The organism is Streptococcus sp. HMSC077D04 (assembly GCF_001808785.1).
GTDB lineage: Bacteria > Bacillota > Bacilli > Lactobacillales > Streptococcaceae > Streptococcus > Streptococcus mitis_BX.
This window is the reverse complement of sequence record NZ_KV794547.1, coordinates 126562-146644: the sequence shown is the minus strand read 5'-3', so window position 1 is coordinate 146644 and position 20083 is coordinate 126562. Positions and strand designations below refer to the sequence as shown.

The window sequence follows — 20083 nt, the reverse complement described above, 5'->3', positions numbered from 1 at the left end:
ATGATATCAGGATTCATTGCTAGTCCACGAGCGATAGCCACACGTTGTTTTTGACCACCTGATAGGCTATCTGGGTTCGCATTAGCTTTATCTGCTAGTCCAACCTTTTCAAGCAACTCCATTCCCAATTTCTCAGCTTCTTCCTTAGTCATCAACTTGTGTTCAATTGGAGCAAAAGTAATGTTGTCCAATACAGACATGTGTGGGAAGAGGTTGAAGTGTTGAAACACCATTCCGATGTTTTCACGGACGTGGTCAACGTTGGTTGTTTTTTCAGTTAAGTCATAACCGTTCACAGTGATGTGACCGCTAGTAACTTCTTCTAGAAGGTTGAGGCTACGAAGGAAGGTTGACTTACCAGAACCCGAAGGGCCGATGATACAAACAACATCTCCTTCATAGAACTTAGTCGTAATTCCTTTTAGGACTTCATTTTTTCCATAATATTTGTGTAAATCATTTACATCAATTTTTAGTTTTGCCATTAACGAATCCTCTTTTCTAAGCGTTTCGCTAGTCTAGTCAAAAGTGTAATAATTACAAGATAGAAGATAGCAAGGATTGCATACATCTTGAAACTTTGGTAGTTACGTGCAATGATAATCTTACCAGTTTGGAAGAGTTCCACCAAACCGATAGCAGATACGATGGTTGTATCTTTAAGAGCGATAACGAATTGGTTGACAAAGTTTGGCAACATCAATTTAGTTGCTTGTGGCAAGATAATCTTACGCATGGTTTTTCCATAAGAGATCCCCAAGCTTCGGCTGGCTTCCATTTGGCCAACTGGAACGGCCTGAATACCACCACGAACGATTTCAGCGATATAAGCCGCTGCATTGAGTGAGAGGGCGATAGTACCAGCTACGAAGTCGTTAATTGGGCTTTGTTGGCCTGTGATAGACTCGATGAAGTTTGGAATTCCCCAGAAGATGAAGGCTGCAAGAATCATCAAAGGAATACCACGAATGACGTCAACGAAAATCTCAGAGATGACGCGAAGAGATTTGTAGGGGCTAACGCTAAACATACCGAAGATAATCCCGATAACAATAGCAATAGCAAATGAGATAAGAGCTAGAGCAAGAGTGATACCAAGTCCGCTAAGGAGTTGTTTGTAGTTGTTTTGAAGCAAGCCCCAGATAGTTGTCTCATCAACAGTGCTTGTTGAAGCAGTTGAAGACTCACTAGCTAGGTATTTATCAAGAATCTTTTGGAATTCTCCGTTTGCTTTAAGGTTTGCAAGTCCGTTATTGAACATTTCAATCAATTCTGGATTTGCTCCTTTTTTAACGGCAAAGGCTGTTTCACCGATTGGAGTTCCAGCGATTGGAGTTTTCAATTTTTGACCTTGACTGATAGAATATTTGAGAACAGGCTCATCATCCATAACGGCATCAATAGCACCAGTATTTAAACTGTCATACATTGAAGAACCATCAGCGAAGGTTTTGATTTTGTAACCGTATTTGCTTTGATTTTCTGTTAGGAAGGTTTGAGAAGCAGTTCCGTTTTTAACACCAACTGTCTTTCCTTTCAAATCTTCATATGAGGAAATTGAACTTGATTCTTTTACACCGAGGATAGTATTGGCAGTGTAGTATGATTCTGAGAAGTCAAAAGTTGCCTTACGAGCATCTGTGACAGACATACCAGCAATGATACCGTCTGCTTGACCAGCTTGTACAGCGCTAATCGCTGCATCGAAACCTGGGTTGGTAATTTCAATTTCAAAACCTTGGTCTTTAGCGATTGCCTTAATCAAGTCCATATCAATACCAGTAAATTGGTTGCTTGAGTTTTGGAACACAAATGGTGCAAAAGAAGAATCACTGGCAATGATGTATTTAGCTTTAACAGGAGTTGCTTTTAGACCAGCTGCAGTAGTTGTGGTTGGCACTGCTGAAGATGATGAAGCAGTCCATTTCTTGATGATTTTATCAAGACTACCATCTTTTTTCATTTCAGCCAAGGCTTGGTTAAATTCAGTCACCAGGTGCTCGTATTTGCTACCTTTTTTAACACCGAAAGCAAAGCTACCTACAGCTTCACCATCCATTTCAATATGGAGGTCTTGGCCTTGGTTAATGGCATACTCGATAACAGGTTTGTCATCCATCATGGCATCGATGGCACCAGCAGCCAAGCTGTTGTTCATCAAATCTCCAGTGTCAAATGTTTTAATAGTAAAGCCGTATTTGTCTTTGATTGTTTCAAGAAAACGTTGAGCAGCAGTTCCATTTTTAACACCAACAGTTTTACCTTTTAATTGGTCATACTGACTAATCTTGTGTGCCTTAGTAGTGGCAATGACAACTTTTGTATCATAGTAAGTATCAGACATGGTGAAAACTTTTTCACGTTCTGCAGTTTTTGTCATTCCTGCCATGATAGCGTCAGCTTGACCAGCTTGAACCGCATTTACCGCTGCATCAAATCCAGGATAGGACATCTGAATGTTCCATCCTTTAATCTCTGCGACTTTATTAATAATGTCAACATCAATTCCTTTATAAGTTTGATCTGAATCTTTAAACTCAAAAGGTGCATAGGCGGTATCAGAAACAATCTTAATTGTCTCTGCTTTCGCAATACCTAATGAGAAAATTGGGAATAAAATTAGCAAAAATGCTAGAAATTTTTTCTTCATTTTTAGTCTCCTTTTCCGAATATTTTCCCATTATATCAGAAAAAGTAAAAAAAGGCAAATTTTTATATTTCTGTGTCAGAAAATATAACATTGTTTTTTTCCTTTTCTTTCTTGAATTGCTACTATAAAGTGCTATAATAATAGTATATATAGAAGAAAAGAGGACAGGGATATGAAGAACAAAAGAATATTTAAAGACTTCCAAGCTTCAAAAATGAGTTTAAACATTTACACAAGCCCCTTGTTAGCCTTTGCTTTTGTCTTCATAGGAGAGTTTGTGGCTTATACTCTGTATGGTATTAGTTTGTTAGCTCTCATCGGACTTGCTAGAAATTTTGGAGAGGCTGGTCAAAATCTTGCAACCTACTTGCAGACCTTGCATCAGAGCTTGACGGATAAAACAAGTGACTTTCATTTAATTTTAGATTTACTGGCCTTTGGGTTCGTTCTCAACACTGTGTTCAGATGGACTAGAAAAGTTGAGAAAAGACCTATTCGAACTTTAGGATTTTATAGAGAGAATTTCCTCAGCAATCTCCTTAAAGGATTTGGTCTAGGTTTGGCACTTTTTCTTCTTACTTTGTTAGGTTTAGTAGTCTTGGGGCAATATCGTTTTGAGTCTATTCATTTGAATCCTTATTCTCTTACCTTTGTTGTCTTGACTATCCCATTTTGGATTTTACAGGGGACAGCAGAAGAAGTAGTGTCGCGTACTTGGCTCCTTCCTCAATTGGCTTCAAGAACCAATCTAAAACTAGCTGTTCTTATATCGAGCCTGTTCTTTACCCTGCTTCATGTGGGAAATTCTGGTCTAACACCACTATCTCTAGTGAATCTCTTCTTATTCGGAGTTGCCATGTCACTTTACCTCCTCAAAACAGATACAGTTTGGGGTGTAGCAGGTATTCATGGGGCTTGGAATTTTGCTCAGGGCAATCTCTTTGGGATTTTAGTTAGTGGTCAACCATCAGGAACGTCATTGATGACCTTTTTACCACAAGGCGATCAGAGTTGGCTATCAGGAGGATCTTTTGGAATTGAAGGTTCTATCATGACAAGTCTAGTCTTGCTACTGCTGATTGTTTATCTTGGCTATAAATTAAAGAAAGAAAATGAAAGGATGTGACTTCGGTCCGTCCTTTTCTTCGTGAAAATGCTACAAGTATGCTAAAATAGGAATAGCACATGGAGAGAGGATTCTTATGATCAATCGTATTACAGATAATCAATTTAAACTAGTATCAAAATATCAACCATCAGGAGATCAACCACAAGCTATCGAGCAGTTGGTTGATAATATCGAGGGTGGAGAAAAAGCTCAGATTCTGATGGGGGCGACCGGAACAGGGAAGACCTATACCATGAGTCAGGTCATTTCCAAAGTCAATAAACCAACTCTGGTTATTGCCCACAATAAAACTCTAGCAGGACAGCTCTATGGGGAGTTTAAGGAATTTTTCCCTGAAAATGCAGTTGAGTACTTCGTATCTTACTATGATTATTACCAACCTGAGGCCTATGTCCCTTCTAGTGATACCTATATTGAAAAGGACAGCTCTGTCAATGACGAGATTGACAAGCTCCGACACTCAGCGACTTCAGCCCTTTTGGAGCGTAACGATGTTATTGTCGTGGCTTCAGTCTCTTGTATCTATGGTTTGGGTTCGCCCAAGGAATACGCTGATAGCGTCGTTAGTCTCCGTCCAGGTCTTGAAATTTCTCGTGATAAACTCTTGAATGACTTGGTTGATATCCAGTTTGAACGAAATGATATTGATTTCCAACGCGGAAGATTTCGCGTTCGTGGGGATGTAGTGGAGATTTTCCCAGCCTCTCGTGATGAGCATGCCTTTCGAGTAGAATTTTTTGGAGACGAAATTGACCGTATTCGTGAAGTTGAAGCTTTGACAGGTCAGGTCTTGGGAGAAGTGGATCATTTGGCGATTTTTCCAGCTACTCACTTTGTGACCAATGACGACCACATGGAAGTGGCCATTGATAAAATTCAGACCGAATTGGAAGAGCAGTTAGCTATCTTTGAGAAAGAAGGCAAATTGCTTGAAGCCCAGCGCTTGAAACAACGGACAGAGTATGATATCGAAATGCTGCGTGAGATGGGCTATACCAATGGGGTTGAGAACTATTCACGCCACATGGATGGGCGTAGCGAAGGTGAGCCTCCTTATACGCTCTTAGATTTCTTCCCAGATGATTTCTTGATCATGATTGACGAGAGCCACATGACCATGGGGCAGATCAAGGGTATGTACAATGGAGACCGTTCGCGTAAAGAAATGTTAGTAAATTACGGTTTCCGCTTGCCGTCTGCCTTGGACAATCGTCCTCTCCGTCGTGAAGAATTTGAAAGCCATGTGCATCAGATTGTTTACGTTTCAGCGACACCTGGTGACTATGAAAATGAACAGACTGAGACAGTGATTGAGCAAATCATTCGTCCGACAGGGCTTTTGGATCCTGAGGTGGAAGTCCGTCCGACTATGGGACAGATTGATGACCTCTTAGGTGAAATAAATGCCCGTGTTGAGAAGAACGAGCGAACCTTTATCACAACCTTGACCAAGAAAATGGCAGAGGACTTGACCGACTACTTCAAGGAAATGGGCATCAAGGTCAAGTACATGCACTCAGATATCAAGACTTTAGAGCGGACAGAGATTATCCGTGACCTGCGCTTGGGTGTCTTTGATGTCTTGGTCGGAATCAACCTGCTCCGTGAAGGAATTGACGTTCCGGAAGTGAGCCTAGTAGCTATTCTCGATGCTGACAAGGAAGGTTTCCTTCGTAACGAGCGTGGACTCATCCAGACCATTGGTCGTGCTGCTCGTAACAGTGAAGGGCATGTCATCATGTATGCTGACACTGTAACCCAGTCTATGCAACGTGCTATCGATGAAACTGCTCGCCGTCGGAAAATCCAGATGGCCTATAATGAAGAACATGGTATCGTTCCACAAACCATCAAGAAAGAAATTCGTGACCTGATTGCCGTGACCAAGGCAGTTGTTAAAGAAGAGGATAAGGAAGTCGATATCAATAGCCTCAACAAACAAGAACGCAAAGAACTCGTCAAAAAACTCGAAAAACAAATGCAAGAAGCCGTCGAAGTGCTTGACTTTGAACTAGCAGCTCAGATACGTGATATGATGCTGGAAGTCAAGGCGTTGGATTAGAATAGTATCTAAAGGAGAAAATATGTCCCGTTCCCAATTAACAATTTTAACAAACATTTGTCTGATTGAAGACCCCGAAACTCAGCGCGTGGTTATGCAGTATCGCTCTCCTGAAACAAATCGCTGGTCTGGTTATTCCTTTCCTGGAGGTCATGTTGAAAATGGTGAGGCTTTTGCGGAGTCTGTCATTCGTGAAATCTACGAAGAAACAGGATTGACTATCCAAAATCCTCAACTTGTCGGCATTAAAAATTGGCCACTAGATACAGGTGGGCGCTATATTGTCATTTGTTATAAGGCGACTGAGTTCTCTGGTAGCCTTCGCTCTTCAGATGAAGGAGAAGTTTCTTGGGTGCAAAAAGACCAGATTCCAAACTTGGATCTGGCCTATGATATGTTACCCTTGATGGAGATGATGGAAGCTCCTGACAAATCAGAGTTTTTCTACCCTCGCTGTACAGAAGATGATTGGGAGAAGAAAATCTTCTAGTCTTTTACTAAATAACCTAGCTGATCCAAGGCCTCCTCAATATAGTGGAGGTCTTGTTGTGTTTCGTATCTAATAGTAATAGGATATTAGTAAAAACATGTGTACTCTGAAATAAATTTAAAATATTTCTAAAAAAGTATTGACAAAATAAAAGAAAACGCTTACTATATAAATAAGGGAACGGTTCCACAATAAAAAAGGAGGAGTGATGACTACAATAAAACAGGTTGCTGAAGAAGCTGGAGTATCAAAGTCAACAGTTTCAAGATATATTTCGAAAAAAGGCTACGTCGGAGATGATGCGAGAGAAAAGATAAAAAATGCTATCAAGAAATTAAATTACACACCAAATGTATTAGCACAATCTTTGAAAACTAAAAAAAATCAAATGGTAGGACTCTTATTGCCAGATATTTCTAATCCCTTCTTCCCAAGATTGGTTCGAGGAGCTGAATCATATTTGAAAGATAAAGGTTATAGGATTATGGTTGGTACTATTTCAGATCATGATTCGTTAGAAGAATATATAAACCTTTTGTTAAAAACAAATGCAGCTGGTATTATAACGACACTTGACTTTACAAAGGAATTTCCAAATCTGACGTTACCTGTCGTTGTGGTTGACCGGATTAGTAAAGATACAGGTTACGGTGTCTTTTCTGATAATCAGTTGGGTGGACGTTTGGCTGCTAAAGCAATTTGGAATGCTGGCGCTAAGCAAGTTATGATTATTAAAGTTTTAGATGATAAAGCTGAGAACATTGCGGAACGATTTGAAGCAAGTTTAAACTATTTGAGGAATAAATCTTTAGAGATTCGTATTGAAGAAAGTGAAACATTTGAGTTTGAAAAAATTCAAACAGAAGCTAAAGAGAATCTAAAAAGAAATCCAAATATTGATAGTATTATAGCGCCTTCTGATATTCATGCGATAGCTTATATTCATGAAATTTTAGCAATTGGTAAAAAAATCCCAGATGATATTCAAATCATTGGTTATGATGATATTGTACTTAGTCAATTTATTTATCCTTCTTTATCAACTATTCACCAATCATCATATAAAATGGGAGAACAGGCTGCAAAGCTAATCTATAATATGGCAAATAAGTTCTCTATAGATGAAGCTAAAATTAAACTCCCTGTTAGGTACATAGAAAGAAATACATTAAGGAGAAAGAAATGAGTAAAATTGTTGTTGTTGGAAGCATTTCAATGGACTTAGTTATGGGAACAAAAAGGATTCCAGAAGGAGGTGAAACGATTTTTGGCGATTCATTTAATATAGTTCCAGGTGGAAAAGGTGCAAATCAAGCTGTAGCTATTGGTAGATTATCCAGTGTTGAAGATAATATTTACATATTTGGGAACGTAGGAGAAGATATTTTTTCAGCAGATTTATTAAGTAATCTGCAAAATAATGATATTTCTACAGCATATGTGGGAACGGTACCACAGTCTTCAGGAGTTGCACAAATTACTTTATATGGAGGTGATAATAGGATTATTTATTATCCCGGAGCTAATAATTTAGTTAAAACAAATGATTGGAAAAATGAGTGGAAATTACTTAGTGATGCAAGTATTGTTGTATTACAGAATGAAATACCACATGAAGCCAACTTATCTATAGCTAAATTTTGCCAAGAAAATCAAGTTAAGGTTCTTTACAATCCTGCACCAGCTAGAGAAACAGACAAAGAGATGATTCCTTTTTGTGATTTTATTACTCCTAACGAGCACGAATGTTCAGAGCTTTTTCCAGATAAGAAATTTGAAGAAATTATTAAAATTTATCCTAATAAAATGATTGTGACATTAGGAGTTGAAGGTTCTATTTATTATGATGGGACAGCAGTTAAGAAAATTCCTGCTATAAAAGCAGAAGTAGTTGATACTACAGGAGCAGGAGATACGTTTAATGGTGCTTTTGCTTATGCTATCTCAAAAGGAAAAGAGATGGATGTTGCATTGTCCTTTGCAACGATTGCTTCACATCTTTCTGTTCAAAGATTTGGAGCGCAAGGAGGTATGCCGAGTTTGAAAGAAATAAAGGAGCATTCAGGATATGAAGAAATATGGGATTTTAAATAGTAATATAGCTAAACTAGCTGATGATTTAGGTCATATGGATTTGGTTTGTATCGGAGATTTAGGATTGCCAGTTCCAAAAGGTGTTGATAAAATTGATTTAGCATTAAGAAAAGGTAGTCCAAGTTTTTTAGAAGTTTTAAAAGAATATTCAGATCATGTACTTATCGAAAAAATTTTCTTAGCAGAAGAAATTAAGGAAAAAAACAAAGAACAGTGGCAAGCAGTTCTAGATCTTTTAGGATCGAATATAATTATTGAATATATTAGTCATGAAGAATTGAAAGCTATGAATACTAAAGTTAAGGCAGTTATTCGCACTGGGGAAGATACACCATATTCGAATATAATCTTGCAATCAGGAGTTATTATTTAGAAGGAGGTTGCCTATGAAAATTGAAATGAAGAACATTTCAAAATCTTTTGGGAATAATCGTGTTTTAGAAAGTATTGATTTGGTTCTTAATTCAGGAGAAGTTCATGCTTTAATGGGGGAGAATGGCGCAGGCAAATCAACCTTAATGAATATTTTAACTGGACTTTTTCCAGCTACTTCAGGAACTATTTTTATTGATGGAAAAGAAAAAACATTTTCTAATCCTCAAGAGGCAGAACGGTTTGGACTGAGTTTTATTCATCAGGAAATGAATACTTGGCCAGATATGACTGTACTTGATAATCTTTTTTTAGGAAGAGAAATTAAAAATTCGATTGGGTTTCTAGATAAAGTTAGTATGGAAAGGAAAGCTAAAGAAGCATTTAAACGTCTTAATATCTCTATTCCTCTCGATGCAATCATTGGTCAATTATCAGTCGGACAACAACAAATGATAGAAATAGCAAAATGTTTATTATCAGAAGTTTCCTTGTTAATTATGGATGAACCCACAGCAGCTTTAACTGATCGTGAAACTGAAACACTTTTTAAAGTGATAGAAGGATTAAAATCTGATGGTGTAGGTATTGTGTATATTTCACATCGGATGGAAGAAATCTTTAAGATCACAGATCTTATAACTGTTATGAGGGATGGGTTTGTAATTGATACCAAGAAAACGAAGTTAACTAATGCAGATGAATTAGTTCAGAACATGGTAGGCCGTGAATTAGAAGATTATTATCCAGAAAAAAAGGCTGAGATTGGGAATATTGTTTTTCAAGCTAAGAATCTTTCTGGTGATGCTTTTACGGATATTTCTTTCTATGTACGTCAAGGGGAAATTCTTGGTTTTTCTGGTTTGATGGGTGCTGGTCGTACTGAAATAATGCGAGCAATTTTTGGAATTGATTCTTTAAAATCTGGTCAAATTATAATAAACGGAGAACAACTGATAATTAAAAATCCTTTTGAAGCAATTAAGCATGGAATTGGTTTCTTAACAGAAGATCGTAAAGATGAGGGATTGATTTTAGATTTTTCTATTAAAGATAATATGACTTTACCTAGTACTCGTGATTTTGTTAAAAATGGCATTTTCGATAATAAAACAAGTGGTATATTTGTACAACGCTTAATTGATAGGTTACAAATTAAATCAGGTTATCCAGATAAGGAAGTTGGGACACTTTCTGGTGGTAATCAACAGAAAGTAGTTTTAGCAAAATGGATAGGTATTGCACCAAAAGTACTGATTTTAGATGAGCCAACTCGTGGGGTAGATGTTGGAGCTAAGCGTGAAATTTACCAATTAATGAATGAATTAGCTGAACGAGGTGTACCGATTATTATGGTCTCTTCAGATTTACCAGAAGTGATTGGAGTCAGTGATCGCATTATGGTCATGCATGAAGGTAGAATTAGTGGGGAATTAACACGTCGAGAAGCTACACAAGAAAAAGTTATGCAACTAGCTACAGGAGGACAATAGTGTGAAAAATACTATGAAGTACATGTCAGAATTGACAACGGTAATAGCATTGATAATTTTAATGGCTGTCATCACTATTATCAATTCAAATTTTTTAACAGCAAATAATCTGTTAAATTTACTATTGCAAGTAACATCAAATGCACTGATTGCTTTTGGAATGACTTTTGTTATTCTAACAGGTGGAATCGATTTATCAGTAGGATCAATTTTAGCCTTATCCAGCGCGCTAACAGCAGGTTTATTAGGATCTGGAATGCCTGTTACGTTAGCAATTCTCATCTCTTTAATTTTGGGTTGCATTCTAGGTATGATGAATGGGTTATTGATTTCCTACGGGAAATTAGCTCCATTTATCGTCACTTTAGCGACTATGACTATTTTTAGGGGAGCAACACTTGTTTATACAAATGGGAATCCTATTACAAAAGGATTAAGTGATACATTCTTATTTCAATTTTTGGGGCAAGGTTACATAGTAGGAATTCCATTTCCTGTAATTATTATGTTTATTGTATTTATTGTTTTATATGTTTTACTTCATAAAACAGCATTTGGTAAATCTGTATATGCTATAGGGGGGAATGAAAAAGCAGCATATATATCAGGTGTGAAACTAAATAAAGTGAAAATTATCATTTATTCAATTTCAGGTATTATGGCTTCAATTTCTGGATTGATTATAACATCACGCTTAAGTTCTGCTCAACCAACAGCAGGTGCTAGTTATGAAATGGATGCTATTGCAGCTGTTGTTCTTGGGGGAACCTCTTTATCAGGAGGTAAAGGTCGCATACTGGGGACCTTAATAGGTGCTTTAATTATTGGGGTTTTGAATAATGGACTTAATATTATCGGTGTTTCAGCATTTTGGCAACAAGTAGTAAAAGGAGTTGTAATCTTAATTGCTGTTCTGATTGATCGTTTTAAAGTTGTAAAACAGTAGAATAATTTTCAATTTTTTTGGAAATAGTAACAATTTATTAGATGACGTACAATAATCGGGATTGAAACTATCCCTATAGATATATATTACGAGGAGTAATAACATGAAAAATATTAAAAAAATTAGCATTTTTGCTTTGTTTGTAACATTTATTTTTGCTTTAGTAGCTTGTGGAAAAACTGGTTTAGGAAATTCATCAAATGATAATAAATCTACGATTCAAAAGTCGGCAAAAGAATTAAAATTAGGAGTTTCTATTTCGACTACTAACAATCCCTATTTTGTAGCTATGAAAGATGGTCTTGAAAAAGCCGCAAGAGAAAAAGAAGTAACTTTGAAGATAGCAGATGCACAAGATGATGCTGCTAGACAAGCAGATGATATTCAAAATTTTATTAGTCAAAATGTTGATGCTTTACTAATTAATCCAGTTGATTCTGATGCAATTGTTACATCTATTAAAGCTGCTAATAATGCAAATATTCCGGTAATCTTAATTGACCGCGGTAGTAATGGAGGTGAAGTCTTGACAACTGTTGCTTCTGATAACGTAGAAGCAGGTAAAATGGCTGCAGAATTTATTACCAAGCAATTGGGAGAAAAAGCAAAAACTTTTGAATTATCAGGAGTCCCTGGCGCTTCTGCAACTGTAGATAGAGGTAAAGGATTTGAACAAATTTCAAAGACAAATTTAGATGTTCTTTCTAGTCAATCCGCTAATTTTGACCGCGCAAAAGCTTTGAATACAGCGCAAAATATGATTCAAGGAAACAAAGAAGTGCAAGCAATCTTTGCACAGAATGATGAGATGGCGTTAGGAGCTGCACAAGCAGTAAAAGCAGCTGGTCTTAGCAATGTATTAATTGTTGGTATTGATGGTCAACCAGATGCACATGATGCTATTGCAAAAGGTGATATTACTGCCACTATTGCTCAGCAACCAGCTAAGATGGGTGAAATTGCTATTCAATCAGCAATAGATCATTATCAAGGGAAAAAACTGGAAAAAGAAACAGTTTCTCCAATTTATCTTGTGACTAAGGATAATGTTGATCAACATAACTGGTGATATATTTTTAGTAAGCAAGTAGTTGTTAATTTTCATTCAATGTGGTTTTTAAATATCATTGTTACTATTTGAGCTATTGGATTCAAAAAGACCAGATTCCAAACTTGGATCTGGCCTATGATATGCTACCTTTGATGGAGATGATGGAAGCTCCGGACAAATCTGAATTTTTCTACCGTCATCGTATAGAAGATGGCTGGGAGAAGAAAATCTTCTAGTCTTTTACTAAATAACCTAGCTGATCCAAGGCCTCCTCGATATAGCGGAGGTCTTGCTGTGTTTCAGCTTCGACTAGGTGGTAATGGATGCCATCTGTCAATTCAGACAGAGGTCTAAAATCTGAATGCTCGACTTGTTCTAGAAAATGTTGCACATCTCTGCGACAAGACAGTTTCAGCAAGGTTTCGATTTCTCCATAAACGGGATGGTCAATCAAGGTATTTTGAACACGTCCACCATTATCAACGATAGCAAGGAGTTCTTGACCGATTTCTTCAACTTCATGTTTCACTTTGAAAAGTTTGTGAACATAAGGGTTGGTTTCAATTTGCTTATAGACGTAGCCACGATTGGTGGATAGGATAGGAGCGCCATCGGCTCTTAAAATTGCAATGTCCTGTACAATGACCTGGCGTGTAACATGAAAATGTTCAGCTAAACTTTGGCCATTGAGGGCTTTAGGAGTTTCTTTCAAGAGTTGGAGCAGGGCTTGTTTGCGATCTTTTGTCATAGTTCTTCCTTTTAACGGCGTTTGCGAAGCACTTTATAGACAGCTAGTGCTAATGTATAGTCTACCATACTATGAATAATTGTGCCAAATCCAACTAGTACAAATAGAACATAAAACATATTTTCTACATTGGTACCGGAAGTTGCATAAAAAACGACACAAGCTAATACTTCAGCAAGGGCATGGACAAGCGCTAACACAAAGTTGAAAATCCAGCAAGTTTTTGGTTTATCTAGGGTATCGGGGAATTTTTGTAGGTAAAGAGCCCCCAAAGTCCCAAAAAAGATATGGGAAAAAGCTCGAAAAACGATAACCATGGGATAGCCTGCCATCAAAAATCCAAAACTAGAGGCTAGGATGACAAAAACAGCCATCAAGGGCGACAAGAACATGGCAATAAAAATAGCGATGTGGCTTCCTAAAGTATAGGAAGCAGGTGGAATGACAATCTTGAAAGGCATAACAATTGGAATCAAAATTGCAATAGCCGTTAAGAGGGCAGTCATTGTCATAAATTGTGTCTTTTTCCGTGTGTTCATAAGAATCTCCTTTTTAACTGTATATACACTAGTATAGTACAATAAACAAGACAATAAAGCAAGGATTTACTTAGGTTTATAGGTCATTTTTAGTTAGATATTGGTAAAGATTTCACTAAAAAAAACTGTATAGAGCAACATCTCCACCTTCAAGCTTGAAAGTGGAGATGTTTTTATTTTTTCAAAGTCTGTAGTCTTGGAACAATAGCTAGAGTAAGAATTGCGGAAATGACTAATTCGGCAATCGAATTTGTTGAGATAACGGTTGCTAGGAGTTTTTGGATATTACCATCAAAGACATTTCCAAAAAGGTAGAAAATTCCACCAAGTACAAAGACTGTATTGGTAAGTGAACCAAGGGCACCAGCTAAAATAAGACCAGTTTTATTTTTCATCAGTTTATAAACTAGATACGGAGTCAAACCAATCAAAATACGTGGGACGATGGCAATGATAGCTGAGTAAATGTTACCGTTTGGGACGAATGGTGAGAAGAGGTAGCTTGTCGGTAGAATCGTAATCGTATTAACTGTCAAGCTAAGTAGCCCCATCAAAAATCCAAGTGTAACCCCAACGCGTGGACCGTAAATAATACTGGCAATAATGACAGGAATATGAACGATGGTCGGTTTGATTGGGAATGGAAAAAGGTTAAAGATAAGTGAGCTCAGAAAGTGTATCACGAGCATGGTTGCAAAAAAGATAGCAATGGGTGCAATATTAGAGCGTTTTTTCATCGAGAGTTTCCTTTATTCTTTCTAAAATAATTGTGAGGTCGGCTAAAGCTCCTCGTCCATGATCGCCACAAGCTAGTAGGGATTCATTAGGAGCAATCAGCTGATAGCCGTAGCTTTCTAATGTTTTCAGATTAGCCTGAGTTGCTGGATGGTCATACATTTTTGTATTCATAGCAGGAGCTATTAGTTTAGGAATATGACTGGGCAGGGCTAGAGCTGTACTGGTTACCATGTTATCCGCAAAGCCGTGGGCTAGTTTTGCAATAGTGTTAGCTGTTGCAGGGACTATGATGAATAAATCCGTTTCTTTTCCAAGCTCGATATGATTGACTTTATCAGGATAGGGGTCCTTCATGACATCCAAGTGGACAGGATTCTGTGAGAGTACCTGTAGTGTCAAAGGTTGGATAAACTCTGTAGCAGCCTGAGTCATTAAAACAGTAACTTGATGGCCTTGTTTTTTTAGAGAACTGACTAAATCTGCCGACTTGTAAGAGGCGATTGAGCCCGTTACAGCCAAGAGAATGTTTGCCATAGCTTTCCTTTCTAAGAATGATAGTTTTGAATTTTTTCAAGGAGGAGTTTTGCAATTTCTTCTTTAGTGTTAACCGTTTGAAGATTATCTTTCTCAACAAAGATTGCACGATGCTGGTTCGCTGAGATTTGAGTCAGATCATTTGCGATAATCAAGTCTGCTTGGTTCTTGATAAGACTTTTTCTAGCAATGTCAACCAGATGATCTTCGGTAACATCAACCAGCAGTTTGAAACCAATCAGATGAATAGCAGGATTCCATTCCTTGACTAGAGAGATGATTTTGGGTGTCTTTTTTAGGAACAAAACCTGAACCTCGTCAGTTGAAGAAATCTTAGCCTGATGATTCTGCTTGCTTAAAAATTCTTCTAGATTGGAGCTAGATTGGACTTCTTCCAGCCCCGTCATATAAACAGGAGTGTAGTCGGATACGGCCATTGAGTGAATCAAGACCTGATAATCCTTGACGCGTGCTTGCATTTCTAGTAGAAGGTCCTTGGTATTGTTAATTTCTCGAATATTTAGGTTGGGATGGGCTTCTGGCTTCAAAGCTCGTTTTGTAATAATTAAACAAACTTCATGCCCTGCAGCAAGCAGGGTTTCTGTGATGATTTTCCCTAAGCGACCTGTAGAATGGTTAGTGATAGAGCGGACGCTATCGATAGCTTCACTGGTACCGCCCGATGTAACTAAAATTTTCATAGCACTATTGTACACAAAAATAAACGGTAAGTAAAATGAAAGTGATAAAAATTTGGTAAAAGGAAAGAATATAGTTTCAAACTATAAAGCCATATAAAATTTAAGAAAGGACTCTAAAAACCTTAAAAACAGGGATATTTACGAACGTTTAGAGAGTTTTGGGATGTTAAAAATCTTGTTTTGTGTTATAATGAATTATCATAAAAGAGGTTATAGGAGTTTTGAATGAAAACAGATATTGAAATCGCACAGAGTATTGAGTTGAAGCCAATCGTTGATGTTGTAGAGAAACTTGGTATTTCTTACGATGATTTGGAGTTGTATGGAAAGTACAAGGCTAAGCTCAGCTTTGATAAAATTCGTGCAGTTGAGAGCAATCCAGTTGGGAAATTGATTTTGGTTACTGCCATCAACCCAACACCAGCAGGTGAGGGAAAATCAACTATTACCATTGGTCTAGCGGACGCCTTGAACAAGATTGGTAAGAAAACCATGATTGCTATCCGTGAACCATCTCTTGGTCCAGTCATGGGGATCAAGGGTGGTGCTGCTGGTGGTGGTTACGCCCAAGTGCTACCAATGGAAGACATCAACCTCCACTTTACAGGGGACATGCATGCCATTACGACTGCCAACAATGCGCTTTCTGCCTTGATTGACAACCACTTGCACCAAGGGAATGAGTTGGGAATTGACCAACGTCGTATCCTCTGGAAACGTGTTGTGGACTTGAATGACCGTGCTCTTCGTCATGTAACCGTTGGACTTGGTGGTCCTCTAAATGGTATTCCTCGTGAGGATGGATTTGACATTACCGTCGCTTCAGAAATTATGGCCATTCTTTGTTTGGCAACAGACATCGAGGATTTGAAACGCCGTTTGGCTAACATTGTTATCGGATATCGTTACGACCGTACACCAGTTTCTGTAGGTGATTTGCAGGTTGAAGGCGCCTTAGCATTGATTTTGAAGGATGCTATTAAGCCGAACCTAGTTCAGACAATTTATGGTACACCTGCCTTTGTACATGGTGGTCCATTTGCTAATATCGCTCATGGCTGTAACTCTGTCTTAGCGACAAGCACAGCCCTTCACTTGGCTGATTACACAGTTACTGAAGCTGGTTTTGGTGCAGACCTTGGTGCCGAGAAATTCCTTGATATTAAGACACCAAACTTGCCAACATCTCCAGATGCAGTAGTTATTGTCGCAACCCTTCGGGCCCTTAAGATGAATGGTGGTGTGGTTAAAGACGCTCTGACTGAAGAAAATGTAGAAGCAGTTCGTGCAGGTTTTGCCAACTTGAAACGCCACGTTGAAAATATCCGTAAGTTTGGTATTCCAGCAGTTGTAGCTATCAACGAATTTGTTTCTGATACAGAAGCTGAAATCGCAGCCTTGAAAGAACTCTGTGCCTCAATTGATGTACCAGTAGAGTTGGCTAGTGTCTGGGCTGATGGTGCAGAAGGCGGTGTAGCTCTTGCTGAAACTCTTGTCAAGACAATCGCTGAAAACCCAGCCAACTATACACGTCTTTATGACAATGAACTTTCTGTTCAAGAAAAGATTGAAAAAATTGTTACTGAAATCTATCGCGGTAGCAAAGTGAACTTTGAGAAGAAAGCCCAAACGCAAATCGCTCAAATCGTTCAAAATGGTTGGGACAAGTTGCCAATCTGTATGGCTAAAACTCAATATAGTTTCTCAGATAATCCAAATGCCCTTGGAGCACCAGAAAACTTTGAAATTACTATTCGTGAATTGGTACCAAAATTAGGGGCAGGCTTTATCGTTGCCCTAACTGGCGATGTCATGACCATGCCAGGACTTCCAAAACGACCAGCAGCCCTCAATATGGATGTTGAAAGTGACGGAACAGTCCTAGGTTTGTTCTAGTATATTGTAATTGACTTTATACTCTTTGAAAATCTCTTCAAACCACGTCAGCTTCACCTTAGATTATATATGTGACTGACTTCGTCAGTTCTATCTGCAACCTCAAAACAGTGTTTTGAGCAACCTGCGGCTAGCTTCCTAGTTTGCACTTCGATTTTCATTGAGTAATAAATGAGTTTGGAAATTGTAATCTAAGCTCATTTTTTTATCTAGATATAAGGAGTTGCCTTCTACACGTAACCAGTCTAGGTAAAGATATTTTCCCTGAATTCTGATATAATAGAAATATTGACTTCAAGAGTAAGGAAGAAAAGATGAACGCATTATTGAATGGAATGAATGACCGTCAGGCTGAGGCGGTACAAACGACAGAAGGTCCCTTGTTAATCATGGCGGGGGCTGGTTCTGGAAAGACCCGTGTTTTGACCCACCGTATTGCTTATTTGATTGATGAAAAGCTGGTCAATCCTTGGAATATCTTGGCCATTACCTTTACTAATAAGGCTGCGCGTGAGATGAAGGAGCGTGCTTATAGTCTTAATCCAGCCACTCAGGACTGTTTGATTGCGACCTTCCACTCCATGTGTGTTCGTATTCTGCGTCGTGATGCGGATCATATTGGCTACAACCGCAATTTCACTATTGTCGATCCTGGTGAACAGAGAACGCTCATGAAACGCATTCTCAAGCAGTTGAACTTGGATCCTAAAAAATGGAATGAACGAAGCATCTTAGGAACCATTTCCAATGCTAAGAATGATCTGATTGATGATGTGGCTTATGCTGCCCAAGCTGGCGATATGTATACGCAAATCGTGTCCCAGTGTTATACTGCTTACCAAAAAGAACTGCGTCAGTCGGAGTCGGTTGACTTTGATGACTTGATTATGCTGACCCTGCGTCTCTTTGATCAAAATCCTGATGTTTTGACTTATTACCAGCAGAAGTTCCAATACATCCACGTTGATGAGTACCAAGATACCAACCATGCTCAGTACCAACTGGTCAAACTCTTGGCTTCCCGTTTTAAAAATATCTGTGTGGTTGGGGATGCGGACCAGTCTATCTACGGTTGGCGTGGTGCTGATATGCAGAATATTTTGGATTTCGAGAAAGATTATCCCCAAGCCAAGGTTGTTTTGCTGGAGGAGAATTACCGTTCAACTAAAACTATTCTCCAAGCGGCCAACGAGGTCATTAAAAACAATAAAAACCGCCGTCCTAAGAATCTCTGGACCCAGAATGCTGATGGGGAGCAAATTGTTTACTATCGTGCCGATGATGAGCTGGATGAGGCTGTATTTGTGGCTAAAACTATTGATGAACTTGGTCGAAGTCAAAATTTCCTTCACAAGGATTTTGCAGTTCTCTATCGTACTAACGCCCAGTCTCGTACTATTGAGGAAGCCTTGCTCAAGTCAAATATCCCTTATACCATGGTTGGCGGAACCAAGTTCTACAGCCGTAAGGAAATCCGAGATATTATCGCTTACCTCAACCTCATTGCCAATTTGAGTGACAATATCAGTTTTGAACGTATTATCAACGAACCGAAACGAGGAATTGGGCCAGGTACTGTTGAGAAAATTCGTGACTTTGTGAATATGCAAAACATGTCTATGCTAGATGCTTCAGCAAATATCATGTTATCTGGTATCAAGGGTAAAGCAGCCCAGTCTATCTGGGATTTTGCCAATATGATTCTAGATTTGAGGGAGCAACTGGACCACTTAAGCATTACAGAGTTGGTTGAGGCCGTCCTAGAAAAAACAGGTTACGTCGATATTCTAAATGCTCAAGCGACTTTAGAAAGCAAGGCTAGGGTTGAAAATATCGAAGAGTTCCTTTCTGTGACGAAAAACTTTGATGATACCTCTGATGTGTCAGAAGAGGAAACTGGTCTGGATAAACTGAGTCGTTTCTTGAATGACTTGGCCTTGATTGCCGATACAGATTCAGGTAGTCAGGAGACATCAGAAGTGACCCTGATGACCCTACACGCTGCCAAAGGTCTCGAGTTTCCAGTTGTATTTTTGATTGGGATGGAAGAAAATGTCTTTCCGCTTAGCCGTGCAGCTGAAGATCAAGATGAATTAGAAGAAGAACGCCGTCTAGCCTATGTAGGTATCACGCGTGCAGAGAAAATTCTCTATCTGACCAATGCCAACTCACGCCTGCTTTTTGGTCGTACCAACTACAACCGTCCAACTCGTTTTATTAACGAAATCAGTTCAGACTTACTTGAGTATCAAGGATTGGCTCGTCCAGCCAATACAAGCTTTAAGGCATCTTATAGCAGTGGTGGTCTTGCCTTTGGTCAAGGTATGAGTTTGGCTCAAGCTCTTCAAGAACGGAAACGCAGTGCGGCCCCAAAATCTATCCAGTCAAATGGTCTTCCTTTTGGTCAATTTTCAGCTAGTGCAAAATCAGCGTCTAGCGAGACAAATTGGTCCATTGGTGACATTGCCCTCCACAAGAAATGGGGAGAGGGAACTGTTCTGGAAGTTTCAGGTAGCGGTGCTACTCAGGAATTAAAAATCAATTTCCCAGAAGTAGGTTTGAAAAAACTTTTAGCCAGTGTAGCTCCAATTGAGAAAAAAATCTAATTTTCCATCCTTCTCACGAATAATAAAGTGAGGA

At 38.6% G+C, this 20083-nt stretch carries 18 protein-coding genes and 2 pseudogenes; 12 read left to right on the top strand and 8 right to left on the bottom strand.

What is annotated here, in order from left to right; translation table 11 throughout:
• A partial coding sequence (locus HMPREF2701_RS07745) for an amino acid ABC transporter ATP-binding protein (RefSeq protein WP_070482678.1) occupies positions 1-485 on the bottom strand: 485 nt, incomplete at its 3' end.
• Entirely contained in the window at positions 485-2650 is a 2166-nt protein-coding gene (locus tag HMPREF2701_RS07740) for an ABC transporter substrate-binding protein/permease (RefSeq protein WP_070482676.1), read from the bottom strand. The genes HMPREF2701_RS07745 and HMPREF2701_RS07740, both read right to left, overlap by 1 nt.
• Before the next feature lie 172 nt (positions 2651-2822).
• Here HMPREF2701_RS07740 and HMPREF2701_RS07735 point away from each other — a divergent pair, with 172 nt between their 5' ends.
• The 3 genes from HMPREF2701_RS07735 to HMPREF2701_RS07725 all read left to right on the top strand — a co-directional run bounded on the left by HMPREF2701_RS07735 (position 2823) and on the right by HMPREF2701_RS07725 (position 6331).
• Positions 2823-3776, top strand: coding sequence for a CPBP family intramembrane glutamic endopeptidase (locus HMPREF2701_RS07735; protein ID WP_070482674.1), 954 nt, complete (start codon positions 2823-2825; stop codon positions 3774-3776).
• Between the two features lie 76 nt (positions 3777-3852).
• Positions 3853-5841, top strand: coding sequence for an excinuclease ABC subunit UvrB (uvrB, locus tag HMPREF2701_RS07730; protein WP_070482671.1), 1989 nt, complete (start codon positions 3853-3855; stop codon positions 5839-5841).
• A gap of 22 nt (positions 5842-5863) precedes the next feature.
• The gene (locus HMPREF2701_RS07725) at positions 5864-6331 is read left to right on the top strand and encodes an 8-oxo-dGTP diphosphatase (protein WP_070482670.1); all 468 of its coding nucleotides are present in this window, start codon (positions 5864-5866) and stop codon (positions 6329-6331) included.
• On the opposite strand, the pseudogene HMPREF2701_RS11100 reads toward HMPREF2701_RS07725, so the two are convergent.
• Positions 6328-6405, bottom strand: a pseudogene (locus HMPREF2701_RS11100) (DNA-binding transcriptional regulator); the annotation flags it as partial. The gene HMPREF2701_RS07725 and the pseudogene HMPREF2701_RS11100 overlap by 4 nt on opposite strands.
• A gap of 134 nt (positions 6406-6539) precedes the next feature.
• Between HMPREF2701_RS11100 and HMPREF2701_RS07720 the strand changes: the two are divergent.
• The 7 genes and pseudogenes from HMPREF2701_RS07720 to HMPREF2701_RS10780 all read left to right on the top strand — a co-directional run.
• The gene (locus HMPREF2701_RS07720; protein WP_070482669.1) at positions 6540-7517 is read left to right on the top strand and encodes a LacI family DNA-binding transcriptional regulator; all 978 of its coding nucleotides are present in this window, start codon (positions 6540-6542) and stop codon (positions 7515-7517) included.
• Positions 7514-8425, top strand: a complete 912-nt coding sequence (rbsK, locus tag HMPREF2701_RS07715) for a ribokinase (protein WP_070482665.1) — start codon at positions 7514-7516, stop codon at positions 8423-8425. Before HMPREF2701_RS07720 ends, rbsK begins: the two co-directional genes overlap by 4 nt.
• Complete coding sequence (gene rbsD, locus HMPREF2701_RS07710; RefSeq protein ID WP_000759835.1) at positions 8400-8798, top strand: D-ribose pyranase; 399 nt, start codon at positions 8400-8402, stop codon at positions 8796-8798. Before rbsK ends, rbsD begins: the two co-directional genes overlap by 26 nt.
• 13 nt (positions 8799-8811) lie before the next feature.
• Positions 8812-10290, top strand: coding sequence for a sugar ABC transporter ATP-binding protein (locus tag HMPREF2701_RS07705; RefSeq protein ID WP_070482658.1), 1479 nt, complete (start codon positions 8812-8814; stop codon positions 10288-10290).
• A 1-nt stretch (position 10291) separates the two neighbouring features.
• On the top strand, positions 10292-11236 hold the full coding sequence (rbsC, locus tag HMPREF2701_RS07700) for an ABC transporter permease subunit (protein ID WP_004248623.1): 945 nt from the start codon (positions 10292-10294) through the stop codon (positions 11234-11236).
• A gap of 103 nt (positions 11237-11339) precedes the next feature.
• On the top strand, positions 11340-12305 hold the full coding sequence (locus tag HMPREF2701_RS07695) for a substrate-binding domain-containing protein (protein WP_000789621.1): 966 nt from the start codon (positions 11340-11342) through the stop codon (positions 12303-12305).
• Between the two features lie 77 nt (positions 12306-12382).
• Positions 12383-12523, top strand: a pseudogene (locus tag HMPREF2701_RS10780) (NUDIX hydrolase); the annotation flags it as partial.
• Here the strand turns inward: HMPREF2701_RS10780 and HMPREF2701_RS07690 are convergent.
• From HMPREF2701_RS07690 to coaB, 5 genes are all read right to left on the bottom strand, one after another.
• A complete protein-coding gene (locus HMPREF2701_RS07690; protein ID WP_020902811.1) occupies positions 12520-13035 on the bottom strand; it encodes a transcription repressor NadR in 516 nt (171 codons plus the stop codon). The pseudogene HMPREF2701_RS10780 and the gene HMPREF2701_RS07690 sit on opposite strands and share 4 nt — an antisense overlap.
• A gap of 11 nt (positions 13036-13046) precedes the next feature.
• Positions 13047-13574: a hypothetical protein gene (locus tag HMPREF2701_RS07685; RefSeq protein WP_001097401.1), complete on the bottom strand. Its 528-nt coding sequence runs from the start codon at positions 13572-13574 to the stop codon at positions 13047-13049.
• Positions 13575-13747: 173 nt separating this feature from the next.
• Complete coding sequence (locus HMPREF2701_RS07680) at positions 13748-14311, bottom strand: ECF transporter S component (protein ID WP_004254189.1); 564 nt, start codon at positions 14309-14311, stop codon at positions 13748-13750.
• A complete protein-coding gene (coaC, locus tag HMPREF2701_RS07675) occupies positions 14295-14846 on the bottom strand; it encodes a phosphopantothenoylcysteine decarboxylase (RefSeq protein WP_070482656.1) in 552 nt (183 codons plus the stop codon). The genes HMPREF2701_RS07680 and coaC overlap by 17 nt, the downstream gene beginning before the upstream one ends.
• 11 nt (positions 14847-14857) lie before the next feature.
• Entirely contained in the window at positions 14858-15547 is a 690-nt protein-coding gene (gene coaB, locus HMPREF2701_RS07670) for a phosphopantothenate--cysteine ligase (RefSeq protein ID WP_024057583.1), read from the bottom strand.
• Between the two features lie 225 nt (positions 15548-15772).
• Between coaB and HMPREF2701_RS07665 the strand changes: the two genes are divergently transcribed.
• Both HMPREF2701_RS07665 and pcrA read left to right on the top strand, forming a co-directional pair.
• Entirely contained in the window at positions 15773-17443 is a 1671-nt protein-coding gene (locus tag HMPREF2701_RS07665; protein WP_020902815.1) for a formate--tetrahydrofolate ligase, read from the top strand.
• Positions 17444-17757: 314 nt separating this feature from the next.
• Positions 17758-20049 carry a DNA helicase PcrA gene (gene pcrA / locus HMPREF2701_RS07660; RefSeq protein WP_070482654.1) on the top strand — a complete coding sequence of 764 codons (2292 nt, stop codon included), beginning with the start codon at positions 17758-17760 and terminating at the stop codon, positions 20047-20049.
• Positions 20050-20083 lie beyond the last annotated feature (34 nt).

Bases quoted from the DNA above. Each gene is read 5' to 3' on its own strand.
- HMPREF2701_RS07725 (WP_070482670.1), top strand. From the start codon at position 5,864: ATGTCCCGTTCCCAATTAACAATTTTAACAAACATTTGTCTGATTGAA.
- rbsK (WP_070482665.1), top strand. From the start codon at position 7,514: ATGAGTAAAATTGTTGTTGTTGGAAGCATTTCAATGGACTTAGTTATG.
- HMPREF2701_RS07665 (WP_020902815.1), top strand. From the start codon at position 15,773: ATGAAAACAGATATTGAAATCGCACAGAGTATTGAGTTGAAGCCAATC.
- coaC (WP_070482656.1), bottom strand. From the start codon at position 14,846: ATGGCAAACATTCTCTTGGCTGTAACGGGCTCAATCGCCTCTTACAAG.
- rbsD (WP_000759835.1), top strand. From the start codon at position 8,400: ATGAAGAAATATGGGATTTTAAATAGTAATATAGCTAAACTAGCTGAT.
- HMPREF2701_RS07735 (WP_070482674.1), top strand. From the start codon at position 2,823: ATGAAGAACAAAAGAATATTTAAAGACTTCCAAGCTTCAAAAATGAGT.
- pcrA (WP_070482654.1), top strand. From the start codon at position 17,758: ATGAACGCATTATTGAATGGAATGAATGACCGTCAGGCTGAGGCGGTA.
- HMPREF2701_RS07705 (WP_070482658.1), top strand. From the start codon at position 8,812: ATGAAAATTGAAATGAAGAACATTTCAAAATCTTTTGGGAATAATCGT.
- HMPREF2701_RS07680 (WP_004254189.1), bottom strand. From the start codon at position 14,311: ATGAAAAAACGCTCTAATATTGCACCCATTGCTATCTTTTTTGCAACC.
- HMPREF2701_RS07720 (WP_070482669.1), top strand. From the start codon at position 6,540: ATGACTACAATAAAACAGGTTGCTGAAGAAGCTGGAGTATCAAAGTCA.
- coaB (WP_024057583.1), bottom strand. From the start codon at position 15,547: ATGAAAATTTTAGTTACATCGGGCGGTACCAGTGAAGCTATCGATAGC.
- HMPREF2701_RS07685 (WP_001097401.1), bottom strand. From the start codon at position 13,574: ATGAACACACGGAAAAAGACACAATTTATGACAATGACTGCCCTCTTA.
- uvrB (WP_070482671.1), top strand. From the start codon at position 3,853: ATGATCAATCGTATTACAGATAATCAATTTAAACTAGTATCAAAATAT.
- HMPREF2701_RS07690 (WP_020902811.1), bottom strand. From the start codon at position 13,035: ATGACAAAAGATCGCAAACAAGCCCTGCTCCAACTCTTGAAAGAAACT.
- HMPREF2701_RS07695 (WP_000789621.1), top strand. From the start codon at position 11,340: ATGAAAAATATTAAAAAAATTAGCATTTTTGCTTTGTTTGTAACATTT.
- HMPREF2701_RS07740 (WP_070482676.1), bottom strand. From the start codon at position 2,650: ATGAAGAAAAAATTTCTAGCATTTTTGCTAATTTTATTCCCAATTTTC.